Origin of the sequence: Paenibacillus sp. IHB B 3415 (genome assembly GCF_000802655.2) — a bacterium.
In the GTDB taxonomy this organism is placed as follows: Bacteria; Bacillota; Bacilli; order Paenibacillales; family Paenibacillaceae; genus Paenibacillus_AQ; species Paenibacillus_AQ phytohabitans.
In genome coordinates this window covers 16,576-34,355 of the sequence record NZ_JUEI01000059.1, presented here as the reverse complement: position 1 = coordinate 34,355, position 17,780 = coordinate 16,576, and the positions used below count along the sequence as shown (strand labels likewise).

At 53.3% G+C, this 17,780-nt stretch carries 16 protein-coding genes; 1 reads left to right on the top strand and 15 read right to left on the bottom strand.

Annotation, left to right across the window (positions count from 1 at the left end; all coding sequences use genetic code 11):
* The first annotated feature begins 69 nt into the window (after window positions 1-69).
* Window positions 70-1,107 (top strand): copper amine oxidase N-terminal domain-containing protein, encoded by a 1,038-nt coding sequence (locus tag QW71_RS23805; protein WP_039304795.1) that lies wholly within the window; start codon window positions 70-72, stop codon window positions 1,105-1,107.
* Between the two features lie 252 nt (window positions 1,108-1,359).
* Here QW71_RS23805 and QW71_RS23800 read toward each other — a convergent pair whose 3' ends face one another.
* From QW71_RS23800 to QW71_RS23730, 15 genes are all read right to left on the bottom strand, one after another.
* Complete coding sequence (locus QW71_RS23800; RefSeq protein WP_039304792.1) at window positions 1,360-2,934, bottom strand: diguanylate cyclase; 1,575 nt, start codon at window positions 2,932-2,934, stop codon at window positions 1,360-1,362.
* Window positions 2,935-3,410: 476 nt separating this feature from the next.
* On the bottom strand, window positions 3,411-3,659 hold the full coding sequence (locus QW71_RS23795; protein WP_039304788.1) for a type B 50S ribosomal protein L31: 249 nt from the start codon (window positions 3,657-3,659) through the stop codon (window positions 3,411-3,413).
* A 242-nt stretch (window positions 3,660-3,901) separates the two neighbouring features.
* The gene (locus QW71_RS23790; protein WP_039304785.1) at window positions 3,902-4,690 is read right to left on the bottom strand and encodes an SDR family oxidoreductase; all 789 of its coding nucleotides are present in this window, start codon (window positions 4,688-4,690) and stop codon (window positions 3,902-3,904) included.
* 49 nt (window positions 4,691-4,739) lie between these two features.
* Window positions 4,740-5,594, bottom strand: a complete 855-nt coding sequence (locus QW71_RS23785; protein ID WP_039304914.1) for a diguanylate cyclase domain-containing protein — start codon at window positions 5,592-5,594, stop codon at window positions 4,740-4,742.
* Window positions 5,584-7,680 carry a cellulose biosynthesis cyclic di-GMP-binding regulatory protein BcsB gene (locus tag QW71_RS23780; RefSeq protein ID WP_052770150.1) on the bottom strand — a complete coding sequence of 699 codons (2,097 nt, stop codon included), beginning with the start codon at window positions 7,678-7,680 and terminating at the stop codon, window positions 5,584-5,586. The genes QW71_RS23785 and QW71_RS23780 overlap by 11 nt, the downstream gene beginning before the upstream one ends.
* Window positions 7,681-7,723: 43 nt before the next feature.
* Complete coding sequence (locus QW71_RS23775) at window positions 7,724-8,974, bottom strand: glycosyltransferase (protein ID WP_039304777.1); 1,251 nt, start codon at window positions 8,972-8,974, stop codon at window positions 7,724-7,726.
* Between the two features lie 38 nt (window positions 8,975-9,012).
* Entirely contained in the window at window positions 9,013-10,563 is a 1,551-nt protein-coding gene (locus tag QW71_RS23770; protein WP_039304774.1) for a hypothetical protein, read from the bottom strand.
* Window positions 10,560-12,107 (bottom strand): hypothetical protein, encoded by a 1,548-nt coding sequence (locus QW71_RS23765; protein ID WP_047013942.1) that lies wholly within the window; start codon window positions 12,105-12,107, stop codon window positions 10,560-10,562. The genes QW71_RS23770 and QW71_RS23765 overlap by 4 nt, the downstream gene beginning before the upstream one ends.
* A gap of 18 nt (window positions 12,108-12,125) precedes the next feature.
* Window positions 12,126-13,274, bottom strand: coding sequence for a hypothetical protein (locus QW71_RS23760; protein WP_039304771.1), 1,149 nt, complete (start codon window positions 13,272-13,274; stop codon window positions 12,126-12,128).
* Window positions 13,275-13,458: 184 nt separating this feature from the next.
* Complete coding sequence (locus QW71_RS23755) at window positions 13,459-14,475, bottom strand: potassium channel family protein (RefSeq protein ID WP_039304769.1); 1,017 nt, start codon at window positions 14,473-14,475, stop codon at window positions 13,459-13,461.
* Between the two features lie 99 nt (window positions 14,476-14,574).
* Window positions 14,575-14,967, bottom strand: coding sequence for a DUF350 domain-containing protein (locus tag QW71_RS23750; protein ID WP_039304766.1), 393 nt, complete (start codon window positions 14,965-14,967; stop codon window positions 14,575-14,577).
* The gene (locus QW71_RS23745; protein WP_039304763.1) at window positions 14,964-15,617 is read right to left on the bottom strand and encodes a hypothetical protein; all 654 of its coding nucleotides are present in this window, start codon (window positions 15,615-15,617) and stop codon (window positions 14,964-14,966) included. The genes QW71_RS23750 and QW71_RS23745 overlap by 4 nt, the downstream gene beginning before the upstream one ends.
* The gene (locus QW71_RS23740) at window positions 15,604-16,827 is read right to left on the bottom strand and encodes a glutathionylspermidine synthase family protein (protein ID WP_039304760.1); all 1,224 of its coding nucleotides are present in this window, start codon (window positions 16,825-16,827) and stop codon (window positions 15,604-15,606) included. The genes QW71_RS23745 and QW71_RS23740 overlap by 14 nt, the downstream gene beginning before the upstream one ends.
* A complete protein-coding gene (locus QW71_RS23735; protein WP_039304758.1) occupies window positions 16,824-17,516 on the bottom strand; it encodes a hypothetical protein in 693 nt (230 codons plus the stop codon). Before QW71_RS23735 ends, QW71_RS23740 begins: the two co-directional genes overlap by 4 nt.
* Window positions 17,517-17,545: 29 nt before the next feature.
* The gene (locus QW71_RS23730; protein WP_200905968.1) at window positions 17,546-17,764 is read right to left on the bottom strand and encodes a hypothetical protein; all 219 of its coding nucleotides are present in this window, start codon (window positions 17,762-17,764) and stop codon (window positions 17,546-17,548) included.
* Window positions 17,765-17,780 lie beyond the last annotated feature (16 nt).

The window sequence follows — 17,780 nt, the reverse complement described above, 5'->3', positions numbered from 1 at the left end:
TAATGAGTCCAACCGGCGTTAGAGAAATAACACATACTTACCTACTAACATAACCAAAGGAGCTGTCCCATGAAAACTTCTCTCAGAACAAGCGCAGCGCTCCTGACGCTGTCGCTGGCCCTCACTACCGGAGTGGTCTCCGCTGCCCCTGCAGCAACCAGCCCAAACCAGACCAAGGCTGCCCAGAACAAAGCCGGCGCCTCACTAAGCGCGTATGCCATTGCCATTAACGGTACAGCCATCACCGAGACCGGCTTTCAGCCTTCCGGCACCAAGGAGCCGCTGATTCCGCTGCGTACCGTCGCTGAGTCACTGGGCTTCAAGATTACCTGGAACACGGCAACCAAAGCTGTCGACTTGAATAAAGGAAATATATACACAACTGTGAAGAGCGGCGAAGACCGCTATGTGATCAATAAAATGTACACCTCACTCGGAACCGCTCCGCTGACTAAGGGAGACAAAATGTATGTCCCCGCATCCTTCGTAAGTGAGGTACTGCATCAGAACGTTAGTGTGGAGGGGAAGAATATCGTGATCACTTCAGCCGCAGAGCATGTCCTTGAGACCGGCGTCATCACCGCCATCCGGAATTCCGGCGACACTTCCTCCATTCAGATTAAGGGTACCGGAACCGCAGGGCTCGTACTGAATGTCAGCGGAGATACGGTATATGAGAAGACCGACGGCACCAAGCTGGCCTTAGCCGATCTTCAGATCGGTATGACGGTAGAGGCCGAGCACGCAGTGTTCTCCACCCGCAGCCTGCCGCCGCAGACGCCCGCTTACCGGATAACTGTTCAGGATACCAAGGCTCAGGCTGATATGCTGGGTACGGAAGGCACTCTTGAAGAGATCATCAAGGCCGAAGACGGCTCACTCAGCCTCCGCATCAAGGGCAGCGCCCTCAGCGATCTGTCGCAAAGCGAGATCGTGCTTCGCCTGACGGAGGATACTCTGCTGGTGAACGCGAGCGGAGAAGCTGTAGAACAGTCTGCTCTGGTGCAAGGCACTACGGTTATGGGCTTCTACTCCCCTGTAATGACCCGGAGTCTGCCGCCAATCGGAACCGCGCTCAAAGTCGTTGTGCAGGCCGTTCAGCCTTAAAGAATATTAGTGACTACAGTTCAATAAAAAGCCCCCGGCTTCTGCATCGGCAGAAACCGGGGGCTTTGCTGTATGATGTCCGGGTAACCGGCTAACCCTTGGCCGCCTGCCGCACAGCGGGCTGGCGGCCAAGGGTGACTCTGTTCTTGCCCCTAGCCTTGGACTGATACAGGGCTTCGTCCGCCTCGCGGTATAAGGGCTTCTGCATCGGCAGAAACCGGGGGCTTTGCTGTATGATGTCCGGGTAACCGGCTAACCCTTGGCCGCCTGCCGCACAGCGGGCTGGCGGCCAAGGGTGACTCTGTTCTTGCCCCTAGCCTTGGACTGATACAGGGCTTCGTCCGCCTCGCGGTATAAGTCCTCGAAGGTCACATCGCTGCGCTCAGTGAAGGCGATGCCAATGCTGACAGTCAGCTGGATGCTGTGCCCCCCTTCCAGCAGGACAATGTGCTCGCCCAGGTCAGCGCGGAAACTCTCCGCTTCTCTCAAGGCCTCAGCCTCGCTGCCGGCAAAGAAGCAGACCGCGAACTCCTCGCCCCCCACCCGGCCGGAAATCCCGTTATGTTGATACACCTTCATAATCTTCCGGGACAAATCTACCAGCGCCTGATCACCGGCCAGATGTCCATATGTATCATTTATTAACTTGAAATCATCGATATCGAACAGCAGCAGAGCCATTCCCGCCCCGTGCTGCGCAGAATAATTCTGCACCAGCCGCATGAAATGCCTGCGGTTGTACAGACCGGTCAGATCATCAACGGTAGCCTGATGCAGCAGCTCGCGTTCATACCTCTTCTTCTCACTGAGATCACTGAAGACCATCAGCATGCCGGTGTTCTCTGCGCGGGTCCGCTCCGTGGCAATAAGTGCGACGCCGAAACAGGCACCGTCCTTACCGGAAGGCTCGATCTCAAACTGGCCTTCCAACCGCTTGGCATAATGTTCCGAAATCTGCCCGTACTGCTTCAGCAGCAGATGTATGCTTCGGCCCCTCCAGGTGTCCGCCTTCTCTTCCAGCAGCACGGAGAGCATCGCATCCGCAGCTTCATTGACATCAATAATATGATCGTAGCGGTCCGTCAGTACAATGCCGTCTTTCATATTCTCGAAGATTTTATTCTTGGCAAGCGGATATAAGGAGAGCCGCGGATCACGGAACAAGGAGAGGTACGCCACGATGATGGGCGGAAGATAGGTAAATGCAGTGAACCCGGTTATCGTAATTTTGAGCAGCGGAAGCAGAAAGACCGTCAGTACCGGAATTACCAGCCCGAGCAGCAGCATCAGATTACGGCGGAAATAATATGCCGGAGCATTCAGGAGGGAGATCGCCAGTAAATAGACTGCATACAACCCGAACAGCTGGTCATATGCAATAAGGATCATGCTTAACACTGTAGGCTTCACTGCAATTCCGGTAACACCTGCCACTGTTGCGAGCCCAACCTCACTGCGCATCAGATGATGATAGGAATCGGTAAAGATCAGCACAACATCCAGCACGACCGGAATACAAAAGAAAATAAGCCTCTTGGCCAAACCCTCAGAGGAACGGGAAACATACTCTTTAATAACGGTATAGGTAAAGATAGCACTCAAAAAAAGCGGGCCCTGCTGCAAGTTCTTCCACCATAGCTTGGCTTGAAAGGAATCCGACAGAATCTCTCCGGCCGTAGCCGCGAATATCAGGCTGACCAGCAGCATCAATATCCATAAATAGCATCTTCCCGGTGTGTGGCGGTGCTTGAAAGAACCGATGCCCATGTAGAGACTTAGAACGCTGCCCATTACTAAATAATAAGGATAACCCTGCATCCACGGCATGTCATATTTCTCCTATTTTTGAGATAACTTTGCCTTATTATATCCTACTCTTTCGTACAAATGAATCATTCTTCCAAAAATACTATCTGTACCCAAAGTATAGCCGTCCGTCCGCCGTTCCATGGAGATGCCTGAACATACACGAAGACCCTACGGGCAGCCCGTAGAGTCTTCAAAAGGTGAGAAGCGAATTTATAGTTATGCAGGATTCCAGTTGCTAGGGTGCTAAACCGGAGTAGAATCGGCGTAATCTTGATCTTCTCCGTCTTTTCAAGTAGTACATGGGTTAATCAACTACCTTTCGGAAAACACGCAGGCATGCCCTTCCAAACGTCTAATTGATACCTTCCACTTCCCACCTAAACATTAATACCCGCTACGCAGGCCGCTCAAACAAGCGTACATAAACAAAACAAAGAGGATACTCCTTCACCATCTGCATGGATGCGGGAATATCCTCTATAGTAGGAATACCATTATTTCTTCTGTGCCAACCGTTGTTTGAACTTGTCAACACGGCCGCCAGTTTCGGTATCTCTTTGTTTACCTGTGTAGAACGGGTGGGATGCGGAGCTGGAGTCTACACGGATCACTGGATAAGTGTTGCCGTCTTCCCATTCCATCGTTTCACCGGAAGACTTGGTGGACGAGCTCAGGAATTTGTAGCCTACGCTTGCATCGAAGAAGATAACCTGGTTGAACTTAGGGTGTATGCCTTCTTTCATTGTAATAACCTCCTTTCCGTACTAATACAACTTCTATGGTATTATGAAGCCATCTCTTGGTCTATTTAATAATTCCGGTTAGACGAAGGGAGATGCGTAAATCTTCCGATTTTTACACGCCATACTATCATACGTGAAAGCGGGCCTGGAGTCAACCTTTTGAGCCGGAAAAAAGGGGGTTTGTCACCCTGCAATCAGGCACCGCGAACCGGGCCGCCCTGCAACCGGCTCAGGGATGAACGTTAGAGCGATTTCACCATTCCGCCGTCGATAAGCAGGGATTGGCCGGTAATATAAGTATTGGCAAAAGAACCGAGAAATACTGCCGCTTTACCGAACTCCTCCGGCGTTCCCGTTCTGCCGAGCGGAATCCCCTTCAGCGCCTCCGCCTGGACCTGCTCAAGCGAAGTCCCCACCGCTTCCGCCCGTTTGCCGTCAAGCTGGAGAATCCGGTCTGTACCGATGCGTCCGGGCGCCAGACTGTTGATCAGAATGCCTTCCGGGGCCAGCTCTGCAGCCAGGCTCTTGTTCAGCGCGTTCACCCCTGCGCGGAACACATTCGAGAGAATCAGCCCCTGGATCGGCTGCTTGATCGAGACCGAGCTGATGCTGACAATCCGCCCTCCGCCAGCGCTGCGCATATGCGGCAACGCTTCGCGGATCAGGCGGACCGTGCTCATCAGCGTAAGCTCGAAGCCGCCGCTCCAGTCCGCGTCGGCCATATCCCCGAAGCTGCCGCCCGGAGGCCCGCCGGCGTTCGTGACAAGCACATCGAGGCCGCCTCCATATTCGGCGGCCGTCCGGACCGCCCGTTCAATATCCTCCGGGCGGGTCACGTCCATATCCGCCACGGCAACCTCTTGCCCCGTGGCCTCCAGAATCGCCTGCCGCGCCGCTTCCAGCTGCGGCAGGCTCCGGCTCGCGATCGTCACGCGCGCGCCTTCACGCGCATATTCCAGTGCGGTTGCCAGCCCCAGCCCTTTGCTGGCGGCGGCTACGAGCACTGACTTTCCTCCAAGACCCAAATCCATAATGATGTCCTCCTGTCAGATTGGATTGAAGCAAGAACCCTAATCTGCATTATACATCGTATTCGAGCTGATTTTTGGCTTGAACAATGAAATCCAGCGGATTCTCAATCTTGTCCGCCTCATACTCCACTGCCCCAATCTTCAGCCCCAGGTTCACTTTATACTTGCCGGAGAACTCGGTATCATTCAATTCCTGCAGCCGGAGCTTGATCCGCTCAATGACAATCTTGGCCCCTTCACGGTCTGTGAAGAGCAGGAGCCCCCAGGTGGCGTCCTCCTTGTCCAGCAGATACAGCGCGTCATTGGTGCGGATACTGGACTGGCTGAGCTGGGAGACATCATAGATCGCTTCAGACAGCTGCTCTTCCGGAATCAGACGGCGGATCTCATTCCAGTATTTCACCTTGACGACAAGCAGCGTCAGCGGAATGTGATACCGTGTCGATATCCCGGTGAACAGGCTGGCATCCTTCTGAAAAGAAATACTGTTGCGCAGATCCGTATTCTCATCCACCGTGGCGAGATTGGCCGTCCGCTTCTGCAGGCGCTCATTCTCGGCCTGCAGCTCACGGCTGCTGGACGTGAACACCCAGATGACGACTGTAATCAGCGGGGTCATAATCAGCCAGAAGTACGTATTTACGCCAATCGATGCCCCTTCGGACACCGTTTGATAGACCACGAAGAAGCCGTAGCCGAAGATAAACGCCAGATTCAGCATCAGTCCCGCAGTTACCGTGGTGAAATACGTGACCAGCGCCAGCAGGAAGGCCACATTCAGAATAATGATATTCTGTATATAGTGGTCCGGAGAGCCGGCAATGAATACGGTGCAGGCAAACATCAGGACCAGGAATGCCAGAAACCCGAGATCGGAGATTAGGCTGCTGCGGTTACGTCTCACGCTTATCACCACGTTTCTTCATATGTTTGCGGAGCAGGAGCAGCAGCGATACAATGACCAGCGTGATCATAAGGACAGCCGCAACCACAAAGCCCAGCACATCTGAACGCTCAATAATCTGCGCCACTGTTGATTCTTTGGCCGCGCCTGAGAGGGTTTTGAAGCGGTACGCATGAACCTGGCCGTCTTTGTCTGCAACCACACCGTCCCCGTAGACCTTCCAGCGGTCTTTCTCGCTGGCAATCAGCTTCGAGACCAGGTAGTAGCTCTCGGAGCTGACCGCTGTAACCGCAAGCAGGCCCCGTCCGCTCTCATAGGGTGAGTCCAGCAGCTGCAGCGTTCCGATGCCGGCTCCGTACTGCTCTTCGATCGCTATTTTCTCATTGGACAGCAGGGTCGAGCCGTCTTTGTTGTATTTGAAGAAGAGCTTGTCGTTGTTGTCCCGGATTACCTTGTTGTTCTTATAAGTGCCGATGGCAATGATATTGTTGTCCTTCAGATTATCCGCAGCTACATCATCGCTGTAATAATGGACATCCCCGGTGTTGCCTCCGGCATATTGGCCAAGCATGTTGAAGATATTGCCGAGACTCTGATAGGCATAGTCATCCATCTCCTGCGGCAGAACGACCGCTACACGGTTGAAGATGCCGTCGCGCAGGAACGGGTACGGATAGTTGCTCAGCAGCAGCTCTGTGCGGTCCTTCGTGTTCAGGCGCATCATCGATTCCTTGCTGATATAAGCCCAGGGCATCTGCTCCGTATTAGGTGTACAGATGGCATTCGCCATCTCCAGATCAAACGCCACCGTGACCGAGAAATTGCCGGAGATGTTCAGGCTCTGCGGCACATCCAGAGTTAGTACATCACCGTTAGCCAGTTCCTTCGTCAGCTTCTTGCTGCCGACCGGCGTATTATTGATGCTCACCGTCACCAGTGAGCGCTCAAAATCCAGATTCCCCGCATAGCGGAAATCGAGGCTGATTTTACCGTCATCCGCAATCGAGCGGTTGGACGGCAGCGAAACGAAATAAGTCTGCTCTTGATGATTCGGTCCGGTCAGCTTATCCCCAGTCTCCGTGAATGTAACATTCGAGCTGATGGGCGGCGCCGGGTCTGCTACACCGGTAGCATCATCCACAAGCTTCAGGTCTTCGCTGATCTGGCTCAGCAGCTCCCCGCTGGCCATGAAGCGTCCGGCTTTGATCAGCAGGCTCTCATCCCTGGAGGTAACGACCAGCACCGGTGAGGAATCCTTGTTCACCAGCTGGATCACGGCATGGGTGCTGAGATCAGCTGTAGTGCTCACCAGATTCTTCAAGGTGGCCGGAAGATGGTCATACATCGCTACCAGCACCACTGCACGCTTGTCCTTCAGGGTATCCTCACGGTAGGGCAGCAGTGGAATCGTCTTATCGTTCAGCGTATTGCCTTTGGCGAAGCCCGACAGGGCGTAAGTCGCGCTCTCCAGTTCAGAGCCGGTGGCATTCTCTGGCACGGCCAGCAGGCTTTGTCCTCTTTTCACCGTATCCATTCCCGAGAATCTGGCACTGAAATCTGCAATCCCGCCCGTAATCGCCTTAGGCGCGTACTTCACGGATATGTTGGAGGTATTGAACAGATGCAGCCAGCTGTCCTGCGTATTGACTATACTGCAGAGCTGATAATCCTCTGTATCGGTCTTCAGATTCCCCTGGATACTCAGCGTGTTGCTGCCTTCCTTAAGGAAGCCCTTGGGCGCCGGAACGCTCAGGCTCTGCTCCCCGTTATTCTCAGCGGACGGTCTGAAGGAGTAGAACGGAATGCCGTTAAGCAACAGTGTCACACTTGACTGCTGGTCCGCATTAATCTGTGATACCTGAAAATGCAGCCTGATGTTCACCGCCTCGACGTTCCAGTAATCCATGACTGTGAAATACTGCTGCTGGGAGCTTGTACCCGCCAGAGAGATCTCGCTGCCCGTAAATGTAGTCTCGTAAGTCATCGTGGCGTCACCGGGAAGCACTGCTGCTGCCAGTGCCGCAGGAATTTGAACCAGGAAAAGGGAGAGGCAAATCAGCCCTATCATTATCTGTTTTTTCATCATGTTCCGTATCTCCTGTATCGCTTATTTCTTCTCCTCCGGCGCTTCAGTAGCGCTCGGTTTTGTACCATTTGGCTTCCCGTTTGAAAATGACGTCTTTGAGATAGTTATACAGTCCGTAAGCGGCGACCACCATCCACAGCTGGCAGTACGAAACATACATCAGCAGAATGATCCACAGGTTCGACAGGCTCATCTCGCCTTTCTCCGTAGTCAGCGTAACGAAGATTCCGACCACGAACAGAACAATGGCGAGCAGCCACAGGAAGCTGCTGAGTCCGGCAATGGTCGTATGGACATACCCCATCGCATGGAGGACAAGCAGAACATCAGAGGTGACCAGCGAGATCAGGAGCAGGAAATAGATCGAGACATAATACAGGATATCGAAGCGGATCTTCGCCGCCTTCCGGTCGAAGAGGAGCGGAAGGTTCTTCACAATGACATAGATATTCCCCTTCGCCCAGCGTGTCCGCTGCTTGAACCAGACCTTCACCGTCTGCGGCTCCTGCTCCCAGGTGACCGATTTCGGCTGGAACTTGATCCGGTACCCCATCATATAAATGCGGAAGCTAATCTCCGTATCCTCGGCAATTGCCTTGACATCCCAGCCGCCGATACTCTCTACAATAGACCTGCGCATAATGAAATTCGTTCCCGGAATCGTACAGAGCTTAAACAGCTTCCAGCGGCCGGCCTGCGCCATCCATTGAAACGACAGGGTCTCAATATTAATAAACCGGGTCAGCAGGCTTGCATCGCGGTTGCGGGTTCTGAACTTGCCGATCACTGCACCCAGGGTGGAGTCATTCATGATCTCAGCCACAAGATAGCGCAAAGCGGTACGTTCCGGTGTATTGTCGGCATCATAGATGGCAATGAGCTCCCCCTTGCTGCGGGTGAAGCCGATGTTCAGCGCATTGGATTTTCCTTTGCCGCCTGTAATAGCATCTGTATTAATGATGATCAGATTGCGCTGCGGATTCCTCCGCTGGATATCGCCCAGCAGCTCCGCGCTGTTATCCGAGGAATTATCGTTGATGACGATGATCTCATACCGGTCATGCGGGTAATCCAGCGCCAGCAGGGATTCCACGGTTTTGCTGATGACCACGCCCTCGTTATGCGCAGGGACCATAATCGTCACCATCGGATACTCACCCCTGATTTCCGGCACTGCCTTATTTTCAGTTTCAATATAGTACAGGTAGCCCGCTATAATCAGCGCTACATTCACCAGCAGCAGTGACCAGATGCAGATCACCGCAATGACCATCAGCACGTCTGAGACCGTCATATTATTCTCCTAATGTTGTTTGATTTTTCCGGATTCCCTTATTTCAAATATTTCCTCCGGTACAGCCGGTAACCGGTCGTAAGCAGCCCCCCGAACAGAAGCAGGGCAATCAGGATGACGATAATAAAAAACTGATTCTGCACGCTGAACAGCCTGTTAAAGCTTGTGGCCTGCTTCTCCTGGTACTGGTAATCGGCTGTGACTGTCTGCGGGGTATAGTCGACATTCAGATTGTTGCCGTTAATGTAAATTACCCCATCCGCTGATTCGATGGTGTTGATATCTGTAACAACGTTATGGGCCTCCCGTTTATAGTCGGCGAACGTATACCACTCTTCCCCCAGATTCTGCATCAGACTGTCCAGTGCAGCCTCATCCTCAGGCAAGTCGATAGTAACTGCCGCATTCAGCGGAAGCTCCGGCATCGCCTTGCCGGTCCTGCTGATCCCTTGCAGGGATTCCAGCGGCAGACTGTACAGGGTGGACGGGAAGATCACCGAGGTGTCCGTCTGTTCCATATATCTGGCTTCTTCATCCGCGTAGAGTACCGCCGAGTCGAAGAAGCCCATACCCGCCGTAGAATATTCCTTGTCATACGTCCAGTAGCCTTCTGCAGCCATACCCAGCGGAGCTACACCGCCCTCTGCCAGCACATTGATGAAGCTGTTCATCTTGTCATGCAGCGACCGGTCACTAAGGCTGATCGGCGGTCTGACCGCCGGAGCATTGACAACAATGCTCCCATTGCGGGACTGCACCGTTCTCAGGGCTTCCAGATACCGCTTCATCGCCGGAAAATCGGTATTGCCGAACACCGGCCGGACACTGGCGATGAATGGAATTCCGCTCTGATACAGCCTGTCTGCCGTTTGCTCAAGCAGCTCGAGATCGGAGAAAGGATAGATCTCCTTGAGCACCAGATACGTACGGGGCCGGGCGGAGGATTTCAGCCAATCCTTCAATACATAAGCCGCGGCCATGCTGCTTAAATCGCCCTGCTTCAGATAGGGCATATAAGTAAATTCGCCGCGGCTTACCGCGTAGGGCATTTGCACCCCGCCATCTTCAAAAGACCACCCGCCGTACGTACGGCCGCCCTGTGAAGCAGTGATATAAGGCATTTCTTCCACTTCCAGCGGAATGCCGGTGAACCCGCCGACGGAGAGGCTTGCGCTGGCTCCATGCCAGATGTCTGTCTTCAGCTGCAAGGCCTGCTGCACGCGGTCCGGCGGCTGGTATCCGACATACATCACCGACCCTTTATAGCCCGCTGCGTCCTGCAAGTAAGCCCTATTCGTAATCTTCAGCTCCGCACTGTTAATGACGGTGATCATACCGGAGTAGGCAGACAGGCTGCCTTGCTCATAATCGGATACATTCTTAAGCGTAACCTGTGTACTGTAGGCGGCAAGCAGCCGCTGCAACTCTGCCACATTCCCTTCCTTACCCGTGCCTTTCGCCAGGCTGTCATAGAGCAGCAGAATATGCTGCGCAGCGGCAGGTGACGCGGCGGCGGAAGCGGCCGGGGCGGGCAGCAGGAGATTCCCTGCCAGGAGCAGCAGCAGAATGATGATCCCTCCGCGTTTCAAATGCTCACCCCATTATTCAGGGCAGCATATTCCTGGGCCGGCACGGAAGGCGGTGCAGCCGGCATGGATTTCCGGGATGAGATTCCGCGGCCAATGACACTCGCTATGACCTGGAAAGTGATCAGGTCAAAGGCTAAGGTAAACAGGAATTCATGCTTCGCAATATCGGCATCGCCTGCTCCGATAATTGAGACTACAATGCCGGACAATCCGACAAGCATTGTGGCCAGAATCACGAACAGCCGCTGCATTCCCCGGTAGTCCCGCGCCCGGACCGCGCTCACGAAGGAAGGCATATAGACACCTGTAATCACCGCCATCCAGAGGAGGATGAAGGCAAAGGTGCGGGGAGCCATTTTCTCCTTCAGCGTACTGTATACGTTGAAGAAATGACTCTGCGCCCGGAACTCCTTACCCGCTGATTTTTCATAATTCCCCATCGCCGCCGGCTTGATCGTATAGGCGCTTTCGGCAGCCGTGTCGAGAATCGAGCCCAACTGGTCCGGATGCGTAACATAATATTTCAGAATCGAGACAAAACCGTATTGGCTGTAGAAATCCTTTTCCAGCAGATCCGATTTCACATCCACGGTCCCGTATTGGTCATAATAGGTATTCTCTTTGAGGATTGCGTACTGTTCATTAATCCCGAAGGATTGAAGCGCGGTCTCCGGATTCTCTGATTCCATCAGCACTCCGCGTGTCATGGCATGATACTGGTTAATATTCACGAACTCTTTGGAGATATTAAGATAGGTGGCAATACCGGCGAACATCATCAGGGCGGCGGACAGGAGCGTGACCCAGCGGAACAATTTATCCCGGCGGATCCAGACAAGTGAGATAGAGAGCAGGGAAATCACCATGCCCACAGGAGCATTTTGCTGCTTGGAGGTCGTTAGGATCAGCGTGCTGACCAGAAGCACCGCCAGCATGGCGTAATCGTTGTATCGTTTGCGGTACAGCAGCAGCCATGAGGCGAACACGAGAATCATCGTGACCATTACCAGGCTTTCGCCGAAGAACGAATTGAAGTAGGCGGTATACCCCGTGTCCCCGAAGATAAAAACTGCCAGAACCGCAACAATCATCCCCCGCTTCCGGGACATCTTGAACGTAACGGCTTCAATGAGCAGGTAGACAGCAGCCACATACAGGAGCGTGTAGATCGCGGCCTGAAACCGGATATCGAACACTTCCTTGCTGAATACCAGCTTATTGACGAACAGCGCCAGCTTGATAAACAGGGACTGGGAGGAGACCAGCAGCGAGCTGTTCTCGTTATAGTATTGGTAGATTCCAAACTGCTTGACGAAATACCCGAAATACTGGCTGTCATAATCCGGGAGGTTGAAGTACAGTCCATTGCTATATATAATCCGGAAAAAGTCACCGTTATCTGCCATTCCCACATAGGGAGCGGTAAAGAGCGCGATGACTGTTACGAGCAATACGCCAAAAGCCGCGGCAAACGCCGGGGTAATCCGAAGGCTGGCAAGGGTTATGCCGGGCCGGATTGATGTTTTCACTGGGTTGTCTATCATACCGATTCACCTTCGTTACTATTGTTGTTGGTTGGAATAGGAATAAGCGAGGAGCGCCATCAGATTGTCAAAAGAATATGCCTGGCCGGCAGCCTCATCACCGAATCCGCCATACAGCGGACTTGCAGCATTCACGGCTCTGAATTCATTCATCCGTTCAATACTGGCCGCATAGAGAGACTGATCGCCCAGCACAGCGCCGATCATGGCCGTGAGCGCATAAATCGCCGTAGAACGGATATCATTCGTCCGCTGGCCCTCACGCGTATACTGCCCGTACAGTGTGCCCGCCGTAACCTGCTCTTTGATATAACGGATGCTCGCCGGCTTCTGCCGGTTGCTCTCGGCCAAATGAAGAATGGTCAGCAGCGACTCTACGGTGTTGATGTGTTCGGAGCTGTACTGGCCAGTCTTGTAATCAAACCTTGTCTCATAGAACGGGAAGGAGTCAGACAAATATCCGTCTTCCAGAATCCCGCCCATATTATTCAACAATATCCCGCTTAATTCGCTAGATATCGACAATTTTCGCAACACACTCAGATCAATATAACACAAAGTTACGAACCCGTTGGTAGTATTGAAAATATTGTCATAAAAATCATACATGTATCCATCTTTTACATTATTATCATAGAATCTTTTGCTATATTTATCTGCTTCTGCTGTGTACTCCGGACGGCGAAACGCCTCTCCTGCTTCATAAAGCGCACCAATCAGCCGCAGGTCGTCTACCGCTGCGTTCACAGTATATTGCTTCTGCTGCTTGGGACTGAACCGGTAGCTAAAGCCGCTCTCCATATCGAAGGTATCGCGGGCCAGCGTCCACTGCTGGTCAAATCTCTCCTGATCGCCGTTAAGCACGGCCGCCCTCATCAGAAGAGAGGCCGATTCGCTCAGAACCTCATGGCCTGTAGCCATCTCCGCCGCTTCACCGGTTTCCTGCAGATTCGTATATACCCCGTAGGGTCCAGTGAGCTGCGTATCTATGAATTTCAGTAATTGCTGTTCTTCATCCGCTGTGTCAAGCAGCGGCTCCTCCGGCACGTTCGTTCCCGCAGGAGTAACTGCCGCAGAAGGTACAGGCCGGGCCTGATTACCGCTGCATGAGGTGATCAGAAGCAGCGATATACCCAGTGCAGCAGCCTTGCTGAGTGTACTCCCCAATTCATCACATCCTTAAAAGACAAGTCTTGATATTGGCCATAATAATATAACGGTAATTTATGTCACATTGTTTACTGTTTCGGCGAACATTATGTGTCTAATTTATAGATTATGCCATTTCTTCAAAAAAAGCAGAGCTGCCCGGATCGGAATGACCCGGGCAGCTCTGCTTATGATATATAGTTCAGCCTCTTGTGATCCTGCGGTAAGTCTCCTCATCGGCGACGATATAAAGTCTGGCATCGTCCGGGATCGGCTGCCCCAGCTTACGGTTAATGCCAAGGTCACTGCGGTCGGACAGCAGGGTAGCCCCCTGACGCAGCAGATCCTGAAAGGCATCTCCATAGGTATTCCACGCACTGCTGCGCGGAATCTCATAGATATCATCGCCGTGCTGGCGGCTGAGCAGCTGGGTAATCACTTCAGAATTGCCTTCCTGCAGGGCAGATCTTACCGCGAGTCTGGAGATGGCATCATGGGAGAGCACGAACTCGTTCACCTGAACATGCTTGAAGTTCTGAATGTTCTTCTCCTGCATAATTTCTACAGTTGTATGTACATGCGGAGCGATCCGTTCAATGCTGGAGGCGATCAGCAGCGTCTTGCCATCGCTCAGCGAGGCCTCGTCTATACGGGTATCGCCGAACACGATCGCCGCTCTGGCGCTCCCGATGTTCGCTTTCAGCAGAATATCGTCACTGGAGGCATCCCCGTTAATGAAGTGGACCTGCTCCAGCTGTTCCAGCGGATGGCGGCCGTTCTCATCGATTATTACGATCTTGCAGCTCGCGTCATAACACAGAATTTCATCCACAGCGGCCTGCGTTTTGCGGTTCCAGTTAATCAGTACGACATGATTATGTCCGTGAAAGCTCAAGGTTCCGGCTCCTCTCCTGCGCTGCATCTCTCCCATGGCATCGATAATCTTACCGATGACCAAACTTAGCAGACCGATGCCAAAGATATATAAGAATATCGTAAACACCTTGCCGGTGACTGTAGTGGCGAAATAGTCACCGTAGCCTACGGTAGCCATGGTGGTCATCACCCAATAAAAGGCGTTGAACCAGCTATGAAAAGTGTCCGGCTCCAGCAGGAAGGCAGTGGATGCACTCAAAATAATAAATACCAGGATGATCAGACCTATAGACTTCTTCTTTAGATGCAGCAGCTTGCCGGAAATTCGGATTAGAAAATGCAATGCTCATCCCTGCTTTCGGGTAGTTAGCTTAAGCCGGCCGGGAAGCTGCCGCCCGAACATCCTAGGCACGGCAGCTTCCCTGCTGTAAGGCCGGTCCTTTTAAATAATCAGGCTGCTGACCGCAAACGCTGTTCCGATGAATACCATGCAGAGTGTTACGCCTACTGCAACATTCCCCTTCTGCAGCTGTTCCGAAATCCGGAAGCCCGGAGTGAACAGCTCAAAGATCCAGTAAGAGGCGACCAGACAGACATAGCCTACCGCAAACCAGAGCATCATGAACCAGATGGAGGTATTGGTATATGCCGCTACGCCGAGAATGATCGCCGTGGCCAGGAACTTGCCGCCAAAGGCCAGCGATACAGCGACATTCCCCTTCTTCAGCTCCTCCATATCCTTAAAAGGAGTCATCAGGGTGAATACAACCATACCCAGCACCTGAAGCAGAACAATGGTCAGAATACTAACCACCAGATTAATAACGATCGTCAATTAGCCCACCCCCGGAATTTCGCATAGGCCGAATCATAGTCGGCGAAATCATGTACTTCCTCCAGCACCACGGAGGCTGTTTTTTGTTTCTCCAGCGCGGTATAGCGCTTGTCATCAATCGGCTGCTTAATCCGGTTGCCGGAAGGCAGCTCGAGTACGGCAAAGTTTCTGGTTTTGTCCTGATACTGGGTTTTGTACACCCCGACAAGATCCACATCCGTCGTGATGGACACCTTCAGATTCGCCAGATCCTCCGTTGCCGTCTTCTGGTCACCGTATGATTTCAGCGTGGTCCAGGAGGACAGCCGGATCTCATTCTTCTGATCAGCATCTGTTACCAGCTCCGCATCCATGAACTGCAGTGTCCATACGGTGTCGCCTGTAGCATAATTGCCGTCGTTCGGCAGCAGCTCGTTATCCGGCAGTACCGTCATGTCGCTGCCGATCAGATCACCCACCTTGCCTTCGACCACCCGGTAATCCCATGGCACGCGCGACACGCTGTCCGTTGTTTCGGTATCGGTGTGGAACACACTGCTGCTGTTTCCCGAGCATGCGCTTAGCAGCATGACTGCCAGAAGCAGCATTGCGGCTAGCGCCCCGCCCCGGATTCTGCGTCCGGCGGCACGTCCCTCTCTACCCTTGTTCATCTTCAAGCCCCCTCACTCCTAGCGCGATAAAATGACTGGCATTGCCTGTAATCGGTCCGCCAGCCCGGCCGAGCAGCCCGCAGGGCTTCCCGTTAATCACGAACATGCCGGTCAGCAGGTGAAGCTCCCCTTCGCTGGTCTGAATCCGGGCCATTTCGGCTCTTTTTTGATAGACCACCGGGAACAGCTGGCTGCTGTCATACCCTTCTTCATCCTCTATTTCAAGCGTTCCGCTATCATCAAAAATCCGCACGGACCCGCCTTCCCGGCCGAAGACAGACTTGGACACAAAGCTTTCCGAGAATACCGCCTTATTGTACGTAGGCAGTATGTAACGGGAGATGACCTGGCGTTCCTCTTCGCTGAACAGCAGACCCAGCTCATACATCCCCCATACCGCAGCAATCAGCCCCTTGGATTGCAGGATAATACTATGCGGCCCGTTGAACAGCTGGAGCTTCCCGGTCTCGATGGCGTATGCCAGGGCGTCGCCGCCTTCATCCACTGCCATCCACTCTTTCGGATAGAGTGCGAACATCCGCTCAATGATCCGGTCCTCTCCGTCCTTCACTACACCTTCATCAATCCACAGGTCCAGACAATCGACGCAGCGGATATCCAGTCCGCTATGCGCTGCCAGTGCATCTATCGTTCCGGTATCCTCCTGATGGCTGCCATAGGCAACACAGGCTGCCGTATCCGGACGTTCAGCGCCCCAGGCTGCGGCAAGCTGCTGCTTCATTGCGGCATTCGGATTCCCGATACCCGCCTCTGCGCAGATCCACGGCGTGGCGATAGAGGCCTCCACATAGCCGGTCGGTGTATCTGCATTCAGCTCCAGCAGCTTAATGGTTCCGTCGCCGGCTACAGCAAAGTCAAATCTGGCATACCGGCTGATCAGCCCCGGCTCCGGCACAGGACAGTCGTCGAGCATCTGCCACAGCACCGGGGGAATTCCCAGCAGATCATACAGGTCATGCTTAAGATGGACGTAGCGGACCGCCTTATCCAGAATCATCCATAGTCCTGAAGAGGCTTCCTTCAGTTCCCGGTAGGTCTCGCCGCGCATCACAGCTATTGCATCCAACCAATATTCCTCTTCCTCCAGGTCAGCCCAGGTGAAGCCCAGCTCATGCAGCTGCTGTACCCTGGGTGCCCGCTCCAGAGCAGACTGGTCCAGAAATTCGAAGACGCTCTCTGCCGGGATCATCCGCCGAAGCCGCTCTTGCTTGAGCTTTTGCCAGAGCTGGATTTGGACGTGGATGAGCTTGATTTGCCCGAGCCCAGCCCGCTGGAGGTGCCGCCGATCCCCCCTGATTTCGAAGAGGTTTTCCTTCTGGTGATGGAGCCGGTAGATGAAGTCGAAGTCTTCGGTTTGACCACTGATCCGGCTACAGGCTTGTTCTGGAAGCTGCCGCTGCTGTAGGTTGGCGGCTTATAGGCAGTGCGTGTGCCTCCGTAATAAGTCGGCCGGTCATTGTACCAGCCTCTTGAAGAGTAGAACGAACCGCTGTTGAACAGCATGTGGTACAGAAGCACATCATCCCAGCCGAATCCCGAGTTATAACCGCCATAGTTGTTGATAACCGTTGTCCCGCCTGATGTTACCGCTCCCTGTCCTTCCTGGACAGTCTCTTCCTGATTCTCATCCGGATAGGGAATATTCCAGTCAACATTTTTGTCGAAATAATTCTTAACTTCCTCGGTAGACCAGGACACCAGCTTCGGTTCATCCCCTGTACCGCCGGTACTCCCGCTGGCACCAGCGCCTCCGGGAATAAATAACGCATTGGCCAGCAGGGCAATGCCGAGCGAGGTCGACAATACGCGGATCGGCTTGCCGTCAGGGGTGAACAGCCTGCTTACAGCAGGTTCTTTAACATTTTCGTCTTTTGCCAACTTGGGCCCTCCTTTCCTGATAATGTTCTTTAACCTTCGGTACGCATCGGAACCAGCAGAAGCTCAAGCTTCCCTTCGTCCACATTCAGTCGGCCCTCTACCGCCTCGAACTCACGGCCGCCTACGACTATATAATTCACATGCTCCAGGGCCGTAATCATGTTCATGCTCCAGACGCGCTCCTCAATAATCTGCAGGTCGCCTTCCGGCATCTTCTCAAACAGGATGACATTCATTCCATTATCCACTCCATACCAATCCCTT